Annotated in this window: 14 protein-coding genes; 6 read left to right on the top strand and 8 right to left on the bottom strand. The window is 44.7% G+C overall.

All coding sequences use genetic code 11. The features are described from left to right. Window positions 1–14: 14 nt before the first annotated feature. The 4 genes from NFI81_RS15685 (at window position 15) to NFI81_RS15670 (ending at window position 6,625) form a co-directional block, all read left to right on the top strand. Entirely contained in the window at window positions 15–1,262 is a 1,248-nt protein-coding gene (locus NFI81_RS15685) for a DUF6786 family protein (protein WP_234611504.1), read from the top strand. A 142-nt stretch (window positions 1,263–1,404) separates the two neighbouring features. Then, window positions 1,405–4,515: a PVC-type heme-binding CxxCH protein gene (locus NFI81_RS15680; RefSeq protein WP_234611505.1), complete on the top strand. Its 3,111-nt coding sequence runs from the start codon at window positions 1,405–1,407 to the stop codon at window positions 4,513–4,515. Window positions 4,516–4,572: 57 nt separating this feature from the next. After that, window positions 4,573–5,778: an FG-GAP repeat domain-containing protein gene (locus NFI81_RS15675; protein ID WP_234611506.1), complete on the top strand. Its 1,206-nt coding sequence runs from the start codon at window positions 4,573–4,575 to the stop codon at window positions 5,776–5,778. Window position 5,779: 1 nt separating this feature from the next. Then, window positions 5,780–6,625: a sugar phosphate isomerase/epimerase family protein gene (locus NFI81_RS15670; RefSeq protein ID WP_234611507.1), complete on the top strand. Its 846-nt coding sequence runs from the start codon at window positions 5,780–5,782 to the stop codon at window positions 6,623–6,625. A gap of 90 nt (window positions 6,626–6,715) precedes the next feature. On the opposite strand, the gene NFI81_RS15665 is transcribed toward NFI81_RS15670, so the two are convergent. The 3 genes from NFI81_RS15665 to NFI81_RS15655 all read right to left on the bottom strand — a co-directional run bounded on the left by NFI81_RS15665 (window position 6,716) and on the right by NFI81_RS15655 (window position 10,328). Beyond that, window positions 6,716–7,792, bottom strand: a complete 1,077-nt coding sequence (locus NFI81_RS15665) for a phage tail-like protein (protein ID WP_234611508.1) — start codon at window positions 7,790–7,792, stop codon at window positions 6,716–6,718. Window positions 7,793–7,975: 183 nt separating this feature from the next. Then, entirely contained in the window at window positions 7,976–9,502 is a 1,527-nt protein-coding gene (locus NFI81_RS15660; protein ID WP_234611509.1) for a malate:quinone oxidoreductase, read from the bottom strand. 247 nt (window positions 9,503–9,749) lie between these two features. Then, window positions 9,750–10,328, bottom strand: a complete 579-nt coding sequence (locus NFI81_RS15655) for a hypothetical protein (protein WP_234611510.1) — start codon at window positions 10,326–10,328, stop codon at window positions 9,750–9,752. A 350-nt stretch (window positions 10,329–10,678) separates the two neighbouring features. Between NFI81_RS15655 and porU2 (NFI81_RS15650) the strand changes: the two genes are divergently transcribed. Together porU2 (NFI81_RS15650) and porU2 (NFI81_RS15645) are read left to right on the top strand one after the other, a co-directional pair. Further along, entirely contained in the window at window positions 10,679–13,708 is a 3,030-nt protein-coding gene (gene porU2 / locus NFI81_RS15650) for a putative type IX secretion system sortase PorU2 (protein ID WP_234611511.1), read from the top strand. Window positions 13,709–13,782: 74 nt separating this feature from the next. Next, window positions 13,783–17,103, top strand: a complete 3,321-nt coding sequence (porU2, locus tag NFI81_RS15645; RefSeq protein ID WP_234611512.1) for a putative type IX secretion system sortase PorU2 — start codon at window positions 13,783–13,785, stop codon at window positions 17,101–17,103. Window positions 17,104–17,123: 20 nt separating this feature from the next. Here porU2 (NFI81_RS15645) and NFI81_RS15640 read toward each other — a convergent pair whose 3' ends face one another. From NFI81_RS15640 to NFI81_RS15620, 5 genes are all read right to left on the bottom strand, one after another. Then, the gene (locus NFI81_RS15640; RefSeq protein ID WP_234611513.1) at window positions 17,124–19,079 is read right to left on the bottom strand and encodes an asparagine synthase-related protein; all 1,956 of its coding nucleotides are present in this window, start codon (window positions 19,077–19,079) and stop codon (window positions 17,124–17,126) included. 24 nt (window positions 19,080–19,103) lie between these two features. After that, entirely contained in the window at window positions 19,104–19,253 is a 150-nt protein-coding gene (locus NFI81_RS15635) for a lasso RiPP family leader peptide-containing protein (RefSeq protein ID WP_234611514.1), read from the bottom strand. 132 nt (window positions 19,254–19,385) lie between these two features. Then, complete coding sequence (locus NFI81_RS15630; RefSeq protein ID WP_234611515.1) at window positions 19,386–20,090, bottom strand: hypothetical protein; 705 nt, start codon at window positions 20,088–20,090, stop codon at window positions 19,386–19,388. 56 nt (window positions 20,091–20,146) lie between these two features. Further along, window positions 20,147–20,788 carry a uridine kinase family protein gene (locus tag NFI81_RS15625; protein ID WP_234611516.1) on the bottom strand — a complete coding sequence of 214 codons (642 nt, stop codon included), beginning with the start codon at window positions 20,786–20,788 and terminating at the stop codon, window positions 20,147–20,149. A 4-nt stretch (window positions 20,789–20,792) separates the two neighbouring features. Continuing rightward, window positions 20,793–22,610: a PorZ beta-propeller-like domain-containing protein gene (locus NFI81_RS15620; protein ID WP_234611517.1), complete on the bottom strand. Its 1,818-nt coding sequence runs from the start codon at window positions 22,608–22,610 to the stop codon at window positions 20,793–20,795. Window positions 22,611–22,613: the final 3 nt, after the last annotated feature.

Below are 22,613 nucleotides of genomic sequence, written 5' to 3'. Positions count from 1 at the left end.
TAATGGTTTTGTTTATGCAAAAACATCTTTCCGTTTCCTTACTGATTCTGGCGGTTTTTGCATTAAATGCTTGCCGGAGCAATAACCAAAGCGATCAGAAAACATTGGAGCAAACAAATCATGAGGCAAAAGGCACATTCGGTTATGATGTCGCCTTTTTGAAAAAACATAACAGTGCATTGATCCTGCAAGCGCCGGATAATGCTGATGCCCAGGCCATTATCATTCCCGAATATCAGGGACGCGTGATGACCAGCACGGCCAATGGAAGTGAAGGCAACAGTTACGGCTGGATCAACTACAAATTGATCGAAAGCGGTGTAAATCAGCCGCATATCAATGCATTTGGCGGAGAAGAGCGCTTTTGGCTTTCACCCGAAGGCGGCCAGTTTTCGGTTTATTTCAAAAAAGGACAAACATTCGATTTTGCCAACTGGCAAACGCCCGCGATCATTGATACGGTCATTTATGAGGCCGTGGAAACGAATAGTTCTTCGGTCAGCTTCCGTGCGGATGCAACAATCGAGAATTACAGCGGAACCGTTTTTGTGATTGAAATAAACCGCAAAATTTCAATGCTGGATAAAGCTGCGATCATTTCTGAACTGAACATTGCGTCTCTCGAAGGCTGCAAATCGGTTGCTTATGAGTCTGTTAATGCACTTACAAACAAAGGCACCGACTGGAAAGCGGAAACCGGGATGCTTGGAATCTGGCTTCTGGGAATGTTTAAACCGACTGAAAAAACGGTGATCGTCGCGCCGTTTTCAACTCATTTATCCAAAAAACCTTTGCTAACCGACGACTATTTCGGCAAAATCCCTGCTGACCGCATTGCAGTGAAAGGCTCAGCGGTTTATCTCAAAGCCGATGGGAAATTCAGGAGCAAAATAGGCATTGCGCCCAAGTCAGCCCGTGATGTTGCAGGAAGTTACGATGCTGAAAAAGGCATTCTGACCATTATTCAATACGATCTCAAAGCAGCGGAAAAGTATCTCAAATCAACCTGGGAGATCCACAAAGATCCTTACGATGGCGATGCATTGAATGCTTATAATGATGGAAGACTGGCCGACGGAACGCAAATGGGCCCATTCTACGAACTCGAATCCAACTCGCCGGCCAAAGCTTTAAAGAAAGGCGAAACGCTCACGCATCGCCAACGGACTTATCATTTTGAAGGCAGCAAGGAAACACTCGGAGCGATTTCGCAGAAGGTTTTGGGCGTAAGTCTGGAAGACATTGCCTCAGCATTTCACTAAATGGTGACCGCGTTGTATCCTTGGCGCAACGCACCCGTCGGCATCGGGGAGGACTTGCAGTAAAAACGGGTGAGAAATGTTTTTTATGATAAGGCCGAGTAATCGGGCGAATTCCTAAACCACCTCTTTCACGTTTTTTCCAATGAAATTGTATTCAATTTCCAGAAAAGCAATTTTGCTTCTTGCTGCTATTTTGCTCGGCCAGGGCTGCGGCGTTCCCCGTCAAAAAGTAGCCAAATCTTCCGAAACGGTTGCCAGGAATCGCAAAAACGACATTTACGCAGAGCACGTCAGAACTTCCGAATTTCGCACGCCAGAGCAGGAAAAGTTGGGGTTTGTGCTTCCGCCGGGGTTCGAAATAACATTGTATGCTTCCGAGCCGGACATTACCAAGCCCATGAACATGGAATTCGATGACCGCGGCAGACTTTGGGTTACCCAATCTTCCGAATATCCCATCGCGGCCGGCACGAGTGATGGTAAGGACCGCATCACGATCCTCGAAGATAAAAACGGCGACGGTAAAGCAGACACATTCACGCATTTCGAGGATAATCTCAACATTCCAATCGGCATAATGCCCGTTTCCGACGGCGCAATCGCATACAGCATTCCCAATCTTTATTATTTCAAAGACGCGGATCATGATGGCAAGTCGGACAGCAAAAAAGTGCTCTTGGGTGGGTTTGGGCACAAGGACACGCATGGCATGGTGAACAACATTATCCGCGGTTATGATGGCTGGCTGCATGTTTGTCATGGTTTCTCCAACACTTCCAATATTGCCGGAACCGATGGCGATTCCGTGAAAATGATTTCTGGAAATACATTTCGTGTGAAAATGGATGGCAGCCGCGTGGAGCAAACGACGTTCGGCAGGGTGAATCCATTTGGTTATGCATTTGATGAAAAGGGTTATCTGTTTTCGGTTGATTGCCATACAAAACCCATTGCGCAGCTCATTTTCGGTGGCGATTATCCGCATTTCGGCAAAAAAGCACCGGCCGGACTGGGCTTCGCACCGGAAATGATGAGCTATGAATTAGGCTCCACCGCACTCGCAGGGCTCGTGTATTACACGGGGACACATTTTCCAGAACCATACAGAAACAGCTTTTTCACCGGAGACGTGGTAACCTGCCGCATCGACCGGAATACAATGACTTACAATGGAACAACGCCCGTTTCGAAGAAGGAAGAGCCGTTTTTGATGAGCAAGGACCCCTGGTTTCGGCCCGTTGATGTGAAACTTGGCCCGGACGGCGCATTATACATTGCCGATTTTTATAACCGCATCATCGGACATTACGAAGTGGCGCTGAACCATCCCGGGCGCGACCGGGTTAGCGGCAGAATCTGGAAAATCACTTATAAGGGAGATCAGCCGCACGCCAATATGCCGGTAACCGATTGGTCAAAGGCGTCGATAGAACAACTGCTTGTTGGATTAACCCATCCCCAAATAAACACGCGGATGAAAGTGGCCGACCGGATCGTAGATTCCTGGAAAAACAAAGCAGTCGAACCCGTAAAAACAATGCTGGCCACGGCTGATCCTACGGCTTATATCCACGGTTTGTGGATTTTGCACAGGCTTAATGCACTGGATAATACAGCATTGGAAAAAGCATTAAACCACAACAATGCATTGATCCAAATCCATGCGCTGAGAATCGTGGGAGAAAATAAGAGTTCATTTGAGAAGCAGAAAGCATTCGTTATCAAGGCTTTAAAAAGCAATGATCCCTTTATTCAACGCAGTGCTGCCGAAGTGTTGACGCGGTTTCCAGATGCCGAAAATTTAGCGCCACTAATGGAATTGTTTGAGACAACAGATTCGCTGGACACTCATTTGCGCTACACGGCCCTCCTTGGTGTGCGGAATAATCTGCGAAATCCGGGTGTGATGTGGCGTGTGCCTGCCATGGCCTGGAATGAGCCGCAACTGGCATTGTTAACGCGGGCCATGCTGGATGTTCCGTCCAGTTCTGCCGCAGCATTTCTGCTTGATTACACGCTTCGTCACGATTTGCCTTCCAAAATATTAGTGAAAAATCTCGAACATATCGGGCGTTATGTGCTGCCTTATCAGCTGGACCAGGCGATTGATCTGATCAACAGAAAATTTGTAAATGAGCATGAAACGCAATTGTCATTATATAAAACCATTCGCGCAGGTGTGAAACAAAGCGGTGCGGAACCGGGGCAGAAAATGAAGGACTGGGGGGCAAAATTGGCCACGTCGTTCCTGAGTAACATTCCCGATAAGAAGGAAAAACCCGCCAAAAACCCGGCATTGCTTGTTTCTCAGCGTGTTTTGGCTGCTGATATAGCCGCGGAATATAAGTTAAAATCAAACGAGCCGGATTTGCAAAGAATTTTAAAACTGACCTGGCTCGAAACTGCTGTAAGAAGCGCCGCTGCGGCTGCATTAATGCGCATTGATCCTGAAACCAACGGAAAATTGTTGGCAGATTTGTTCAACAATCCGGCTGAGCTTCCTGCGTTGCGCGAGAAACTGGCTGAGCTAATCGGTCAGGAACCTTCAACCCCGGTTTTTGAAATGTTGAAAAAACAAATGGCTGGCGGAGCGAGGAACCTGCAAGTTGCGATTGCGACGGTTTTGGCGAGCACTTCCGAGGGTATAACGTATCTGTTGAATGCCTTTAAAGAAGAAGAGGTGAATGTGGAAATTGCCAACGAAATTCCAGTTAAAGAGCGGTTTTCGATCAATGCTAAATCGGATCAGCAAAAGCAAATGGACAAATTTCTCGCCGCAGGAGCGGATGAGCGCGTGGTGAGACAAAAGCTGATCGATGACCGGATTGCCTTATTTAAGCCAACAGGCAGTGTTAATGTGCCTGGAAAAGCTGTTTTTGTTCAAAATTGCAGCGCTTGCCATCAGATCCAGGGTTCGGGAGGCATGGTAGGACCGCAGCTTGACGGCATTGGAAATTGGGGCCATAAAGCATTAACCCAAAAAATACTTGACCCGAACAGAAATATAACGGAGGCTTTCAGGACTTATAACATTACATTGAAAGACGATAAGACATTAACCGGACTTTATCGCCGGACAGAGGGTGAAACGCTCGTTTTTGCGGACTTAACCGGTCAGGAATTTGCAGTGGCGAAAAACGAAATGAAAGAATATCGTGCGTCGAAATATACATTAATGCCCGATCAGTTTAGAAATATCATTCCTGAAAAAGACTTTTATGCATTGCTTGATTATCTGCTGAGTGTAAAATAACGGCAGTAAAATTGCTGGCCTTTTCATTTTAATAATAGAAATCTAAATCCTTAGTAAATGAGAACAATTGCAAAACAATTCAAATGGCTTTGCCTGATCCAGGTTTTACTGCTTTCGGCCTATGCTTCACAAGCACAGACCAAACAGAAAAAGGGCGGGGCAGTCTCATTTAAAAAGCAGGTTCTGATTAAAAAATTCATTTCCGAAGGCGCGGCCATGGGCGACGTGAACAAGGATGGCAAAAAGGACATCTTAGCCGGCGCTTATTGGTTTGAAGCACCCAGTTGGAAGGCCCACGAGCTTGCAAAACCCGATTCATTCATTGTTAATGGAGGATATAGCGATTCATTTCTGGATTTCGCCATGGACGTGAACCAGGACGGCTGGATTGACCTGATCCGGATCGACTGGCCGGGAAAAGCGTCTGTTTGGCACGAAAACCCAAAAGGAAAAGCCGGTTACTGGCCCACCCACGTGATCCATTCTTCGGTAGGAAATGAGTCGCCTATGCTGGTGGACATTGATGGAGATGGTCGTCTGGACTTGTTAGGCAATGATCCTACCGCCAAAAAGGTGATCTGGCTCCGTTGTCCCTCCAAAAAAGGGGAGACGGAATGGGAGAAATTTACGATCAGCAATGATGCAAACAATGCTACGCACATGTACACGCACGGCATTGGTTATGGCGACATTAATGGCGACGGTAGGAAAGATGTTTTGGTAAGAAACGGCTGGTGGGAAGGTCCGGCAGCAGGACCAGCCGAGGTCGCCAAAGATGCGGATTGGAAATTTCATTCCGCCGATCTGGGAAAAGATTGTTCACAAATGTATGTCATGGACCTCAACGGCGACGGCCTGAACGATGTTTTGAGTGCGTCGGCGCATGATTACGGCATTTGGTGGCATGAGCAGGGCAAAGATGAACAAGGCAATGCAACCTGGCGTCACCATAGCATCGACAACACATTTTCGCAAACGCACGGACTTGCGCTAGCCGACATTAATGGCGACGGAAACATGGATTTCATCACAGGAAAAAGATATTTCGCCCACCATGGAAATGACCCGGGCGAATTTGAGCCGGCCGTGATTTATTGGTTTGAATACAAGCCGGGAAAAGTTCCAAGCTGGACCAGGCACGAAATTGACAATGATTCGGGCGTAGGCTTGCACGTTACCGTGGAAGACCTGAACAATGACGGCCTTCTGGATATCGTTACCGGAAATAAAAAAGGCGTTCGCATCTTTACTCAAAGTCGCTAGTATGAAATTCGGCATTAATACATATTTGTTTTCCTCGCCATTTACGAATGAAAGCGTTTCCTTTTTTCCGAAGTTCAAGGAATGGGGATTTGATTTTGTGGAGATCGCGGTGGAGGAACCATCGAACATTAATGCCGCATATATCAGAAAAGCGCTCGATGAAAATGAGCTGGAGTGCCGCTCGGTATGCGCAGCAACCGGTCCCGGACGCGACTTGCGTGGCAACCGGAAGGAGCAGGTTACTTCACTGGAATACATTCAGACATTAATCGACATTGCGCCGATTTTAGGAAGCCAGCTTGTTGCCGGGCCGATCTATTCGTCTGTCGGAAGGGCTGACCTCTATCCCGATGACAAAAGGGAAAAGCAATGGCGCGCGGCTGTGAAAAATCTGAAAATACTCGGTGATTATGCAGCGCAGCACAATGTAAAATTGGCATTGGAGCCTTTGAACCGCTACGAAACAGACTTCATAAACACCTGCGAACAAGTCCTCAAACTGATCGCAGATGTTGGAAGCGAAGCATTAATGGTGCATCTGGACTCTTTCCACATGAACCTTGAAGAAAAAGACCCCGCACTCGCCATAAAACTAGCCGGCAATAAACTGGCGCTCCTACACGCATCCGGCGGCGACCGCGGAACCCCCGGCGGCGACCAAATCAACTGGGACCGCATCTTCGCAGCTTTGGACAACATTAACTACCAGGGCGACATCGTCATAGAATCATTCACCCCAGACGTGAAAATCATCGCAAAGGCCGCCTCGATTTGGAGGCAGGTGGAGCCTTCTAAGGAGGCGATTGCGGTTGATGGGTTGCGGTTTTTGAGGGGGTTGGCGTTTTGAGAAATCTAAAGAAGAGGATGCCAGCCGTTATACATTCTTTTCCCGTTTTATGGTAATTATATGACCTAGGTCGGACAGCATGAAATTGATTTATTCGGGAATTACTAGCCTTCCGTTAAAATTTCCTGATTGCATAATGATATTTTCGGATGTCGTTGAGGTATCATATATAAGTTGCAAATGCAATAAGTCACCTTGATTTAGTGCTACATCAACAGATAAGAAATTAAATGTTTGACCTCCTCCATACGCACCGGTTTGTTCGATTATAGACGAAGATCCGTTTCTAGTCAAAATTAAGTTTAGTCGTGTTTTAAAGTCGCAACCACTTCCACAGGCAGATCCAACGGATGCATCAAAATGGTATATTCCATCACTTGGAGCGATAAATGTACTATGAGGAGTTTGATTGGAATTATTGTAATTAGATCCTAAATCGTAAGCTTCATTTGCAAATGCAACTTTGATCTCAGAGTGTAGTGGTATAATTTGATTTCCGCCTCCCAAAATTCCACTCGCCCGAAAAGCAACATTCCCAGAAATATTCTCCCAAGTAGCGTTCCCACTCCCATCCGACATAAGCACTTTTCCATTCCCAGGAGACTGACCAGGACCCGAGATTTTAACTGGTCCGCTTACTTCAAGCGCTGTGCCATTTGTATTTGCACTTGAAGCGAATACACCGATTCCGTTTGAAATAGCAGAGCCTACGACCCCTCTTCCATTTTGAGAAACACCTCGTAGCCCGATCGCATCCACACTGTTGCCTGTAATGGCTGAGGATGTCGGTGCATCGTTTGTGTTTTCAATGAAAAATGCTGCCCCGGGACCATTTCCTGTTTTTGCATAGGGAAGTGCCAGATCTCCAATAGGACTCCATATGGGACTTTGGGACGTTCCGGAATTATAGTAGAAACCAGCTTTTCCGATTGCTGCATTCGTATTGTATATCAGCAATGCATTTGCGGGATTGGGAACCGTTACATTGTCTATCAGCGATTGCAGCGAAACACGGGGAATAAGCAAGCCCTTATCTGTCCCTACAATGTCAAGAGCGGCGCTTGGATCGGGTTGCTGGGTGTTGATACCCACGTTTTGCGCGAACGAATTTTGGCTGGCGAATAAAAGTGCTGCCGAGATGGCTAGCGGAGTTATTAGTTTTCTCATCGGTTTTGTGAATAGTGTGAAACATTTGGAAGTCCAATTTGGACGATAAAGACTAATAAGAATGAAACCGATGAGCCTTCGGTGAGATAGGGTTAGTATACGGTCAAATGCAAAAAAGCCCTGAATCTAAATCCAGGGCTTTTGCTATTTATAAATTAATCAACTAGTCAAAACACTGCATGGCTAAGCACTAAACTCCTCCGAATAATGCGAAGCGCCCAGTTCTAAAACCTCCGTCGTCCAAGCGCGCGTCTTCGCGGCCAGCTCTGCGTCTTTTGCCAGTGACTTGCCAAATGATGGGATGATCTTTTTAAATTCTGCCTGCCAGTCTTCTGATTTTGCCTCTTTGAAGCACTTCTGAATAAGTTCCAACATGATCGAAACAGCCGTTGACGCGCCCGGGGAAGCTCCCAGTAATGCTGCCAATGAACCGTCGGCCGCTGTCACCATCTCCGTTCCGAATTCGAGCACGCCGCCTACTTTTTTGTCTTTTTTAATCACCTGCACCCGCTGACCGGCCATTTCCAGGTCCCAGTCTTCCAATTTCGCCTCAGGCAAATAATCTTTCAAAGCCTCCAACCGATCTTGCGGAGATTGTCTTACCTGGTCGATCAGATATTTGGTCAAAGGAATGTTATGGATTCCTGCTGCTAGCATCGGTCTGATGTTATCTAGCTTAATGGACAAAGGCAGATCCAGGAATGATCCGTTTTTTAGGAATTTAGTTGAGAAACCGGCATAAGGCCCAAATAGCAGTGCTTTTTTGCCATCAATCATTCGTGTGTCCAAATGCGGCACCGACATCGGCGGTGAGCCAACAGAAGCTTTTCCATAGACTTTCGCCTGATGTTTTTCAATGACCTCCTGATTGTTGCAAACCAGCCATTGGCCGCTTACCGGGAAACCACCAAAACCTTTACCCTCAGGAATATTAGATTTTTCAAGAAGCGGCAATGATCCGCCACCTGCTCCGATGAAAACAAACTTGGTTTGAACCTTTGAAGTTTTTCGGGTAGCGCGATCTTTCACTTCTATGATCCAAGAGCCATCTTTTTTCTTTTCGAAATCATCCACTTCATGATTCAGATAAAGATTTACGCCTTCCTGTTTTTCAAGATATTCGAACATGAATTTGGTAAGCGTTCCGAAGTTGACATCCGTGCCCAGGTCCATTTTCGTTGCTGCGACTTTTTCTTCCGGATCGCGCCCCTCCATAACCAAAGGAATCCATGAGTTGATCTCGCTTTTGTCCTCGGTATATTCCATTCCTTTGAAAAGATGATGTTTGGTAAGACCGTCGTAACGTTTCCTAAGGTATTCTACATTATCATTTCCCCACACGAAGCTAAGATGTGGGATGTTGTGGATAAATGCGTCAGGGGAATCGATAATGCCGGTTTCCACAAGGTAAGACCAGAATTCTTTTGAAACTTCGAAGGACTCAGCAATTTTAATCGCCTTTTTTGTGTCTACCGAGCCGTCTTCCAGCTGTGGCGTGTAATTCAATTCGCAGAAAGCAGAATGTCCGGTTCCTGCATTATTCCATGGGTCAGAACTTTCGGCGGTAACCCGGTCCAGCCTTTCGAAAATAGAGATTGTGATGGACGGACTCAATTTTTTAAGCAAAACTCCAAGAGTTGCACTCATGATACCGGCCCCTATCAAAACAATGTCAGGGGAGATCGTCTTTGAAGAATTTTTGGTAATCATCGGAGAAAAAAATGGTATGATACATGGGCTAGCTAGCCCGGAATAGTACAATAAATTAATTGCTACAATGTAGTTAACACATCTTGCCCCGAAAATAGTTTAATTTAAAAAAGAAAAGTTATGGCTGGTTACAAGTTCTTGATTGCGGGCAATTAAAACTTGGATGGGTTAAAATCGGATAAAAAAATAAGGAAGCACAATCACGTTAAACGCATTATGCTTCCTTAAAAATCAGGGTAATCGGAACTTATAGATCCGCCTTGATTATGTCCTTATCCGTAAGTCCCAGCGTTGAAACAACTTCTTCGTAGTTGTTCCAGTCCACTTCGGCATTACGTCTGAATTTCTCAGATGGTATAATAACCGCTCTTATGCTTTGAAACACACGTTCCGGCGCTTTATCACCTCCATCAGTCCAGGAAACAGGTCTGATATCAATGAAGAATTGATTGCCTCTCAGAAGCGTAATAAAATTGAAGGTTGTAGACTTGCCAACAGCAAAATCAACTTTTCCCGGCACTGCCCACCATAGGTTCTGAGCCTTGATAAACACAACTACCACACTTTTTGATAACATTGCAGTGTCCGCTGCTGTTAAATTATTTTTACCCAGCGTATATCCGCCATTTGTGCTTTCAACTTGTCCTGTCACAAGCTCTTTGGCACTAATACCGTCTTTTCCTGCAACGCCAGAGTCACCTTTAGGGCCAACTGCACCAGCAGGTCCCGCAGGTCCGGCCGGACCAACATCGCCCTTCTCTCCGTCGCAACCCAGGGATAGACCAATCAGACCAAGCCAGGCGACCACCATTAATTTTTTAAGCATAGTAGTATACGTTTTAGTTAAACAGTGAATAGATTTAAGACAAATAAAATAGGAAATGTCACAAATACCTAAGTTTTGGAGGGGTTACTTCCACACACAGGCACTACAAATTTCGCTTTCGTATAGTGATATAAAAATTGTACCAAAAATCTGCGATGTCAATCCCGAAGTCGGCCAGCTACCCGCTGTCACGTAAACTACTAGGTGCGCCATAGAATTTTTACTAAAAAGTTGTTCTACTATTCAACTTATCGTAGCTTTATTATTTATTTTGTGCACATAAATATATATAAAACACTTATATATTAGATAGCAGATTTACTTAAAAGGGATACACTAACGGGAGATTTATGAGAGCAAGAATTTTTACAAAAACTATTTTTTTATTGGTACTGGTTTGTTCATTCACCACTATTAATTTAAAAGTGCAGGCTCAGTGGAGCGGAACCTATGGGAATGACTGGCTGGCAGGGAAATATTCCCAGCCCTGGGTTAAGATTAATGTGGGTGTGGTAAGCGGAGCATTGACCAAAGGCGTTTACCGGGTGGCAATGACTTCTGCAAAGTTGCCCAATGAGATCAAAAATGCGGATAAGGCCAAATTGCAGCTCTGGCACAGGGGCAAGCAGGTTAATATCCTGAAAGTCGATAATGCTGAGTTGCTTTTTTATGGCGTGCCGAATGATGGCAAATCAGACGAACTGCTTTTCAGGCCGACGTCATCGAGGGCGAATCCGTATTACAGCATGTATTCGGATGAAAGCTCGTACTTTTTAACGGTTGGATCTGCTAATGGTGACCGCGCTCCGGAAGAGACATTAAGTGATGCTTCGTCGGTTACTTTAACGCAGCACATCAGAACGGAGTCAAAAAATTATCAGTTGGCGAACGAGTACTCGCATGCGACAACGATTCCTTTGCGACCCATTGACCAGAATAGTTTTTTTGAGGATGGAAAGACAAGGACAGGTCCGCGGCTTTTTGACAGTGCCACCCATCCGATCCACACGAAAGATGCTACAAAAGACTTTGATTTTACACTTAAATCCAGATCTGGCACAGATAAGCCTAAGGTGGAAGTGTTGATCAACGGGCGGACCTTCTTTCCTTCAAATCCGGGTGATTCCAGGAACATTCATATTTACGTTGGAAAAGATGCTGCCAACCTGAGAGAGGTAGGCATGGTATACATTGCCGGTTTCACTTTCGGCAAGTTCAACTTTGACCTGGAAGAAACTGACCTGGATGCAAACGGCAAGGGTTTGTTGGGTTTCAAGACCGATGCCAGTCCGGAAAATATCCAGGGCAACACCATTTATGATGTGATTTCCCTGACTTATTACAATGTAACTTACAATCAGCAAATCAATATGCTGAGCGCGGCTTCTGCCGAGTTCCGTTTTGCTGCGACTTCACAAGGGGTAAAAAATAAAATCGTTATCGCTGGTGCGCCTGCCGGTACACTGAAATTTTATGATATTACGGACATTGATAAGCCTCGGATTATCAATGGTACAGCGGCGAGTTTGGTTTTCTCAAGACCCAATGCGAACGAGCTGGTTTTACTGGCAACGAATCAGACACCAACAACGGTCGCTGATGCCAAAATTAACCCGGTTAGTTTTACCAACTATAATAAGTCCGATTACAATTATCTGATTATATCCAATACAACGCTTCTGGATGCCGCGGAAGATTTCAGAAAATATCGTACTGAACAAACCCCAGGCGAAAAGTACAAGGCTCCAACCATCTTTAACATTACTGATATTTACAACCAGTTCAACTATGGTGAGCCTAGCCCTGTGGCAATCCGGCGCTTTGTGGATTATATGGTTTCTGATGGCAACTTGGAAAAATACTTGTTGCTTTTAGGAAAGTCGATCACAAGAAATGATAAAATTGTAGCCAAGGAATTGGTGGATGAAGTGCCAACCGTTGGTTTTCCTGGATCTGATTTTCTGCTAGTTGAAGGTCTGGGTGGTCAGCCTCAGGATGTAGAGGCAATTCCCGTGGGACGGATTCCTGCAATCAACAATGCGCAGGCTCGTGCATATCTTAAGAAAGTGGAAGTGTACGAAAACTCGACAACGGGACTGGACTGGCGAAAAAAAGTGCTTCATGTGAGCGGCGGAAAAAGTCTTAGCGAAGTTGGGATACATTCCGGAAACTTGGCTACTGCAGGTAACGCTGTCACCGGAGCTTTTGGAGGAACCATTGATGTTAGAAACAAGACCCAGAATGGTGATGTAATACAGCCTTTAGATATTTCTGCGGCTATTAATTCAGGCGTAGGAATGATCACCTATTTTGGACACAGTGCGCCTTATCAAACAGACTACAACTTTGGCTACGTTTCAGACAACGCAAAAGGATACACGGATCAGAACGTAGACGCGGGGGTAGGTAAATTCGCGATCATGTATTACAATGGCTGTGATATCCTGAACGTATTTAACAACCAGTTTAATGAAACGGTTAATGTTAGCTCTTCGCGTGCCCAATCACTTGACTGGCTATTAAATCCTAAAAGAGGCGCTGTTGCCGTGTTTGGGAACACATGGGCCGGATACAACCAGAGCTGCAATGAATATCTGCAAGAGCTTTACCCAATTATTTTCGGGCAAAGCGATAAGAACCGCCTTACTATCGGCCAGATTCTACGCAAGACGGCTATTGAAACCAAAAACAATCCCAATCCATACAGACTTGGTGCAGATGAAAATGCGAGAATAGCTTCTGCTTCTTACAGCAAAAGACAAGCGCAAATGCACCAGACATTGTTACTGGGAGATCCGGCGCTTAGGATCCTGATCAGCACGGAAGGAAGTATGCCGGTTGACTTGTCTTATTTCGAAGCGAAGCTGGTTTCGGCCAGTTCTGTTGAAGTTGCTTGGAAAACGAATTCCGAGACAAACAACAGCCATTTCCTTGTGGAAAGAAGCTATAATGCCAAGAATTTTGAGCAAATCGGGTATGTGGAAGGAAATGGTGACATGGCTACCGAAAGCGTTTACAAATTCTTTGACAACAAGCCGTTGCCAGGAACAAGTTATTACCGCCTGGTGCAAGTAGATAAAGTTTCCGAGGGAAAAACCGAGGAGGGTAAAAAGACGCTTTCATCCATTGTGTCGGTTAACAGACCTTACACGAATTCACTTGTCGTTTCTCCGAATCCATCCAGTGATTTTGTAGAAATTAAGTTGGATCTGCCGGTTGCGATAAAAAGCTGGAATTTGGTGGATATCAAAGGAAGAGTGGTTAGAAGAAACGAAACCAAATTAACATTGGACATCTCAAACCTGGCTTCCGGCGAATATATTGTTGAAATCCTGACTGAAAATGGCGACGTGATTTCGAGGAAACTAGTTAAACAATAAAATAATCAGCAAAAAAAGCATAGGTTGTGTCACACACTGCAGCCTATGCTTTTTGTATTTTTGAAAAAAAATTAATGATGATAAAACACACTCTCCATCTTCTTTTTTCTATTTCGCTTACATTCCTTTGCATCAGGGAAGGATTTGCGCAATCAGCTGCACCTTATGCGAATAGCTGGATAAATTACGAGCAACCCTACGTAAAGATCGCAGTGAATGCGAAAGGGATACACAAAGTGCCATTTTCTGTTCTTCCTGCATCCTTCCCGGTTAATCAACCAGAAAAATTACAACTCTGGCATTTAGGAAAGCAGGTCGCTATCATTATTGAGAATAAGGAAATATCATTCTATGGTGTTCCAAATACCGGAGAAAGCGACTCCCTGTTATATCGCCCCATGAGTTCCAGGCTGAACCCATTTTACAGCATTTATTCTGACGAATCTGCTTATTTCCTTACTGTATCGTCTTCTAAGTCACTTCGGGCTGAAACTGTCACCAGGGCAGTCAATGAATCGACTCCGGCGGTGGGGTATCACATAGCAAAGATGTCCACAGTGCTCAGCACAGACTATTCGCTCGGCGCAAACAGCCCGCTTCGCCCCAACTTCTTCAACAGCTTTTTCGAGAAAGGCGCCAGCAGGACCGGGCCTAACATATTAAAAAATGTGCAGTCGGTATATCCCATACAATTAACCAATTTGGTGAGCAACTCCATCAAGCCAAAGGTGAAATTGCTCGTGCATGGGAGAAGTAATAATGAAAGAAAAGTGGAGGTCTACATCGGCAAAACGGAACAAACGCTTAGGTTGGCGAAAGTCCTGGCCAGTTCCAATTTCGAGGGGGTAGATGGTGAATTTGAAATTGAAAAAGCAGATTTGGATGCCAATTTTAAAGGGGTTATTGCATTGAAGTCGGTTAGCACCGATCAATACGAGCGGTTTTCGCTGGCTTACTTCACGGTGAGTTATCCGCAAAATTTCTCAATAGCTTCCAAAAAATCGGTTGAATTAACCCTTGACCCGCAAGCAGGCATATTAAGCAAAGTTGCGACTACGGGCGCACCGGCGGGCGTAAAAGTTTATGATATAACAGACACATTGCGTGTCATCGCTGGTAATGTCGCCAATTTCATGGTTCCCCGAAAATCAGGTAAGACGTCAAAATTATTGGTTACAAATGAGGTAATCGCAGTTCCTGCAACGAAGGTCAGTGCTGTTACATTTCAAAGGTTTGATCCGAAAGCCGCGAACTACATGATTGTGAGTGGTGAAAATTTGCTGGCCGGATCGACTGAATATGCTGCGTATCGTGCTTCACAAACGGGCGGAGGCTTTAAAACAGTGGTGGCGAACATTAAGGATGTGTATAATCAGTTTAATTACGGTGAACCTAGTCCGCTCGGTATTCGTCGATTCGCTGATTATATGATTTCAGATGGGGTAAAGAACAAATCCCTTTTTCTGATCGGGAAATCAATATCATTGACCGAACGCATGAAAAAAGAACTGCCGGAAGAGGTTCCAACTATCGGGTTTCCAGCCTCAGACATTCTTTTGGTTGAAGGACTAGGCGGGGTAAGCCGTGACGTTCCCGCTTTGAGCGTAGGTCGCTTGCCCGCAATGACAGATCAGCACATTAAGGACTATTTGGAAAAAGTAAAAGAATATGAATTGAATGATGGTGAGGAACTGGGTTGGAGAAAGCAGATTTTACATTTGAATGGAGGAAAGTCAGCGAGTGAAATAACTCAGCTAAAAAATGTGCTTGAAACGCTCAAACCGGCTGTTGAAAATGGGTTTGTTGGCGGGCGTGTAACGCCTTTTGTAAAGCAGCAGGCCATTTCCGAGGTTGAAAAGGTGAACATTACGCCGCAAGTTAACGAGGGCGTCGGCATGATCACTTATTTCGGACATGGGTCTGCAACTGTTACCGACCTGGATATGGGCTACATTACAGACGCTGACAGGGGGTACAATAATTATAAGAAATATCCTTTCATGTTTTTCAATGGATGCGGTGTAGGAAACGTTTTTGCGGCCAGGTATAACACCAGTCCGACTGCATCAGACCGGAGACCGTTATCTATGGATTGGATACTAACGCCGAAAAAGGGCACGGTTGCCTTGGTTGCCAATTCATTTGAAAGTTATGTGAGTTCATCCAGCAAATACCTGAGTAATCTCTACAACACAATGTTTGCAGACGAAGCGACTTCCAGCGCTTCTATCGGCAGAGTCCAGGCCGTAGTTGCCCAGAAGATTGTGAGTGCCGGTGCCAATCAATACGACATCGCGAACATTCATCAATCATTGTTGCAAGGCGATCCGGCAATTAAAGTGGTCACAGTAAGTAAGCCTGACTACGCCGTTGGGGCAAATGATGCTATTCTGCTCTATTCTGAATCCGCCGGTAAAACGATCGACAACTCAGCCACCATTCGGGCAGTTGTTCAGTTAGCAAATGAAGGGCGCTACATGAAGGATCAAAAAGTGCCTGTCCAAGTCGAAATACAATACAACGATGGTAAAAATGAAATAAAAAATGAGACCGTTTCTGCTATGGCTTATCAGGATACACTATCATTCTCATTTGCAAACAGAAAAAATATTAAGCGGATTCTTTTCAAAATAGACCCTGTTAATACGCTGCCAGAGTTGAGCAAAGGGAATAATAATTCCGAGCTTATTGTTGAATGGGATGTCGCCAAAACATTAAATTTCTACCCAAGTGCTCCGTTGAAGGATTTGATTGCGCCGGTTTTGGAAGTTAAATTCGATGATAGAATTATTGAAAATAATGACGTGGTCGATCCCGGTACATCGATCGCTATTAAGCTCGAGGATGATCGCATTTTGTCTCCCGACACTTCACTGGTCAATGTTTTCATCAAGCCTTGCGAGGGCAGCGATTGTGACTTTACTAAGCTTTCCTATTCAGGCAATGGTCTTAAAATATCGTCCTTAACAGAGAGATCTATAACGATAACTTACCAAGCTCAGGACTTGAAACCAGGCACATATGAATTACTGGTTAATGCAAAAGATGCATCTTCCAATGCTTCGGCCAACCCCTATCGCATTGTATTTAAGGTAATAGAGGAAAATCAGGAAAATCAGCTCACAGTAAGCCCAAACCCAGCTTCGTCCTATGTTAGGTTCCGTTTAGACGCCGGGAGCAAAGAGGCTGAACAATCGGTTCACTGGACAATGTATTCGCTTAAAGGGGTTGCTCTGGATGAAGGGGACGTTCAATTAGGAAGTGCTGGAACAAAGGACTGGTATTGGATCCCGGACCTACATATTCCGTCCGGAACGTATGTTTATAAGCTGAATTTAAAAACGGGAACTGAGACGCGAAAAATTTTCTCCGGCAGAGTGGTAATCCTAAAATAGCTGTTAGTCGCGAGTGGGTGCTACGAAGTTGTCGGAAGTAAATCGTTCTTTTTCAGCCAGTCAAACCAAATTGCAAGTGATATAGCGCGTGTTACATGGAATTGGGACAGTGTGTGATTGGATTCGGACGCGTGTTGGTCCACCAGAATCGCCGCTGAATTGAGATACTTTTGCTTATCCACAAAGTGCCAGACAAAGTTACTGTCATCCTGCATTAGCCCGGTTGATTGATGATATAGCCGAAGGGCCGCTTCCCGGCCATATATGCTAAAATTGGCTTTGCCAGCCCTGCTTCTCACAGACTCAGGCAGCAGACCTTTCATTGCTTCTCTGAAATGTTCACGTCCAATTCCTCTGCCGAATTTCACCTCCATCGGAACTGAAATGCATAGTTCAAAGAGGTCCTTATCATAAAATGGGAACCGGTTTTCCAAGGCATAATGATTTCCCAGTGCAAAAAATTGCTCACTGGCGATAATAGTCTGACCGTTAAAAACATCGTCAAACCATACTTTGTATGTCAGCGGTAAATCTCCTCTAAGTAAGTCAGCCAGATTTTCCCGTTTGGCTACATGAACGGCAGCAAATTCCTGTTTAAGAATTGTCCCTTCAAGTGTTTTTGTTTTGATGAGCTTTTTCCAAAGCCTTTCCATCCCCGCTGTGAAAAAATGCCATATTGAAACATTCATTTGCCTTGAAGATTCAATAAGGAGCTTCCCTATTTCCAAAGGTTTGAGCCGTTTGAGCTGCTCAAAGAACTTGCTGACAATCAAATGCTTTGTGTATCTGCTAATCTTCTCACCCGGATTTAGAATCTCCCACTGAGGAATTACACGGCTTAAAGAAGCGTATGGAGCTCTTTTCAGGATTAGCGCTCTCAGGTGAGACCAATCTCTCTCAAAGTAGGCTTTTGTCAATTTTTCGAGGCCGCTTCCCACGACAGAGTCGCCATCATGACCTATCAATAGAACTTTACATCCGAGATGACTTGCAAATTCCATCAGACTTCCCTGAGACGAAGGGCTTATAACCATACATTCCGGATGCCCGTAAACAGATGTGTAGCGGGATATTATTTCAAAATCTTCATTGGAAGGAGGCACTTCGTGGTGTATCGAACCGATTTTTTCCGCGACTTCCCCAGCAAATCCAATCTCATCTGAATATTTTGTTTTTGTATCCAAATATAGCGTATGCAATGCAAGTCCCGGGTCGAGTGCCTTGGCAACCGCACTGATGGAGGATGAGTCCATCCCACCACTCAGGTGCGAGCCAACTTTCGCTTCATCACGCCCAATGGTCCGCTCAACGGATTTGAAAAAAAGATCTTTGAAGGCTCGCCCATATTCTTCAATTGAATGCAAATGGTTCCATTTATCAGGATCAAAGCGGGCAAACGGCCTGCTTGTAATATTATCTGACGATACGGAAATAATGTGTCCGGGAAGAACAGTCTTAATATTTTTAAAAAAAGTCCCAGAGGAATAACTACCAGACTGATCACCCCGAAAACGGGAATAAGAAACGATTCTATCGGAGTCCAGCTGTAAATAGGGGCGACATACGGGCATTTTAATCAAAGAGACGAGGCTAGTCGAAAATGCCACGAAAGAGTCCGGAACATAAAGATAGTAAGTGGGAATAACCCCAAAAACATCCCTGGTTAGGTAAAGCGTTTGGCGAGTTTCATCAAACCAAGCACCAAAATTGCCTGGATCGAAATCTGATTCAGGATTTGATAAATCGGAATCGAACTGAAAGCCAGTCGATTTACCAGCGTATGTTTGGTTTAAATATTCCGGCTCCCGGTTACCCAAAAAATTAACCCCTAATGCGAAGACATGTTGCAGCCTCGTACTAGGGGTTAATGTTACGGATGAGAACCATCCATTCTCCCAGGTTATAATGTCATTAATTTTGTCTTCGGTACTTGCACACGGAAGATTATCAAAACTAACTACACCTTGAATAATCACCAGGGGAAGTTATTTAATCTCAGATCAAAGTCCGTCGAAATCAAACGTAGGGCCAAGATCAGCAGCGCTGCCTAATTTTCCTTTTGTCAATTTAGCAACATTTCCGAACCTGTTCAAGGTTGGTTTGCGATAAGACTTCTTTGTCTGTGTAGAGTGCGAATTCACTGTTTTCATTTTGAATTAGTTATGTGATTAATACCAGTATCCGGCGTAAATTTACTCAGATAAATTTAATTTGCAAACTTTAAAGCCACACAATGTGAAAAAAACAAGTTTAATATTTGCTGAGAAGCGTAAATTGTACTATCAACGTTTACCGAATTCTACAATAATCCGGCTCCTGTGCGTCCCGGATTCGATTTTACCGGAACCTATGCAATCCTCGCTTTGACAGAGCTCAAAGGCCGTCTGGTCATCAGAAATCAGGCCTACGCCCAAGGCGTATTGCTTTACACCAATGTATCGGTTTATTATCGAAGTGTCTTTCCGTTCCACGACTACCAGCACCTTGTCAAAAGACTGAGCCCCAACCTGGACCGGCTTGTTCAAATCTTCGTAATGGTAATTTTGTGCATCCAAACTATTGTAGCTGTTTCCGTTCCACTCAACTTTGGAGTTAACAGGGAAAGCCAGCGAAAAGAATGTCTGGTTATCAATGTTGGTCAGCAGCTTATCGGGATATTTTTGCACGGTAAATTCTTTTTCCTTCTGCCAGTATTCAGTTGCGATATTTCTTCTCGATCTGGAAATGGTGTAAGTAGAAATCCCTTTTTCATCGGTTGAAACCCTGTCAACCTCGTCTTTCTCCTGCCAACTCTTTTTTACAGGATTGGCCTGTCCTGCCGAATAAACCTCTTCCTTAACGTCATAGATCAGAAACCGACCAATTTCCAAAGGATAATAGCTGTAAGAATCAACCGGTTCAGTGCGGTCGTGCTTGCAGGAAAATAGCAGGCCTATCAACAAAAATGAATAAATGCCCGATCTGCTAATGTGTGTAAAATTGATCATTGCTTTATGGAGGATATTGTAAAAAATATATAATATGTAAAAATAAACAAAGCTTGTCAAATTTTCCGCTCCGCCAGTTTTCCTTTCAAAAAACCTTTCAAAACTTCCAGGCCAGTATCAAAGCGGGTGTTGTTGTTGATGATCATATCGGCTTCGGAGCGCAGCGGCAGTATAAACTTGTCATACGTTGGCGCTACATGATGTTCCCAGCGATAGAGCACGTCGTCCAGGTCATAGCCGCGTTCGTTATTATCACGAATAATTCTCCGTTTTATTTTAACATGCTCTTTGGCATCCACAAATATTTTCAGGTCTATCAGCCTGGCGATCTCGGGGAAATAAAAAACAAAAATGCCTTCGACAATGATAATGGGCCTCGGCTCAAAAACAAGGATCTCAGGTTTGATCAGCGGATTATTGAATGTATACTCTTTTTGATGCACCTCCCGTCCTGCCCGCAATAAGGCAATGTGTTCGGCAAATAAGTGGTGGTCAATGGTCTCGGGAAGATCAAAATTTTCTACGCCATTTTCATCCCTCGGGATTTCGTGAATGGGGCGGTAATAATTGTCCTGGGAAATTCGGGTAATTTCTTCTTTTTCAAAAGAATCGATCAGGCTCTTCATAAAAAAGGTTTTGCCCGATGCGCTTCCGCCGGTAATGCCTACGATATAGGGTGCAAATTCTGGGGTTGTCATAGTTTCAGTTTATTACGGCCAGTTTTCCGGCAAACTTCTCATTCCCGTCGGAGGTCACAATGAGGACCATATAAATTCCGCCTTTGGCACGTCTGCCGGTGTAATCATTCAGATCCCAGGAAGCGGTGCCTCCTTGCGACTTTGTTTCGTAAATCAGGCGGCCGGAAAGTTCAGTGATTTTAACGACCGAATCATTCATCAAGCCAGTTATGCCAATCGTCCCTCCATATCCGGGCTGCACCGGGTTGGGAAATATCTTTACACCCGAAAAATCCTCAGACGAGGTTGTGGAATTGCTTCTGTACGAAACCATTCCATTGGGTGTATCAATAAACAAAATGCCTTTTTCGGAGTCGCATTGCAATGCGCTGATTGAATCGGAGGGTAAAGGACTGTCGGCTGCAGAAATTTTTTGGATCAACTCAGTCCCATCTTCATTGAACAGATACAAGCCGTTTCGTGTGCCTATCCATTTTCGATTGCCTGGTTCAATAGCAATTGCAGTGCATTTTTCATTGGCAAAAAGTCTTCGCTGGCCGTAAATAGGCAAAACAGCATCGACCCTCGCCGCATTCAGAATGTCATCAGTAACAAAATAGCCAACTCCTTTATCGCTCGCAAACCAAATGTTTCCATCCACATCAATGGCCAGACTATTAACAATAGAAGAAGGCAAACTGCCGCTTCCCAAATTTGTTGTAAGAATACGTTGCTGATTCTGAGTGTTTTTGACCAATATGCCGCCGCCCAGATATTCCGGAAGTCTTGTCCAGCTGAGTGCATTCAAATCAATAATGGAAGAATCTCTTCTTGGGAAAATAGTGGTGTCGGCTTGTAGGGGAGCGAAAGATTGAAATGCCTGGTTTTCGTTATGGAGCAAACCATTTTTTGCATCGGCGATCCAAAACCTTTCACTATTTATCTGAACTGATTCCTCAGGAGCTTTGAACAAAGGGCTAGTGAATGTTTTCGCCTCGTTTTTTTGGTTGAATAAAATGACCCGATCATCCAATGTGGCGGTGAGTTCATTTTCTGATGCATTTAAAAAATACGTTTGGCTGCTTGATAGGAAGACAGATTTCCAGTTCCCTTTTTCTCTTTGGTATAAACCCCTGCCTGCACAACCTATATAAAGCTGAGCAGCACTGGCCGCAATGGCTACCGCTTTTGCCGGCGTCGCAACTGTTTTCCAATTGGCAAAATACTGCCTGTTAACAGCCGGAGACATGGAAGTTGCAAGAATTCCCTGCGCCGTTACCGCAAATAGTGAGTCACCAGCAAAGGCAATGTCGCTTACAGATACTTGCGTCCCATTGGTTCCGATATAACGGTAGGTTTCTTCGACCTGCTGATTTTTGATGTCCAGAACCACAATGCCAAAACCAGTACAGAGGTAGGCGAGATTTTCCCGCAAAATGACACGCTTGATGTTCTTATTTTCTGGTAAATCGGGATTCTGCGCAAAAACGGGCCAACTGATAATTTGTTCGGGCTGCACGGATTGATCCAGATAAACCAAATCAACATTGCCATCCCTATACGCCAGAAGCAAAAGATTCTGCTCCTGATCAAAAGCCATGCTGCTGATTCCAGTGCTCGTCAGACCGTCTGATTTTGACCAGGTTTTGATATGCTTATCAATGGTATGAATGCTGAAAAGGCCGTTATGCGAAGCGCAAAAAATGTGATCATTAACCCGAACTATGTGCTTCGCGGAAAGATAATTGAAATGCGTTTCCCACTGGCCCAATGCCACATTCTGGCCCATACCCATCTGAGATAGGGCGCCGCAAAGAAGCACAAACAAAACCAGCCGTTTCATGAT

This window comes from Dyadobacter fanqingshengii (assembly GCF_023822005.2).
Lineage (GTDB): Bacteria > Bacteroidota > Bacteroidia > Cytophagales > Spirosomataceae > Dyadobacter > Dyadobacter fanqingshengii.
This window is presented reverse-complemented; position numbering and strand designations above follow the sequence as displayed.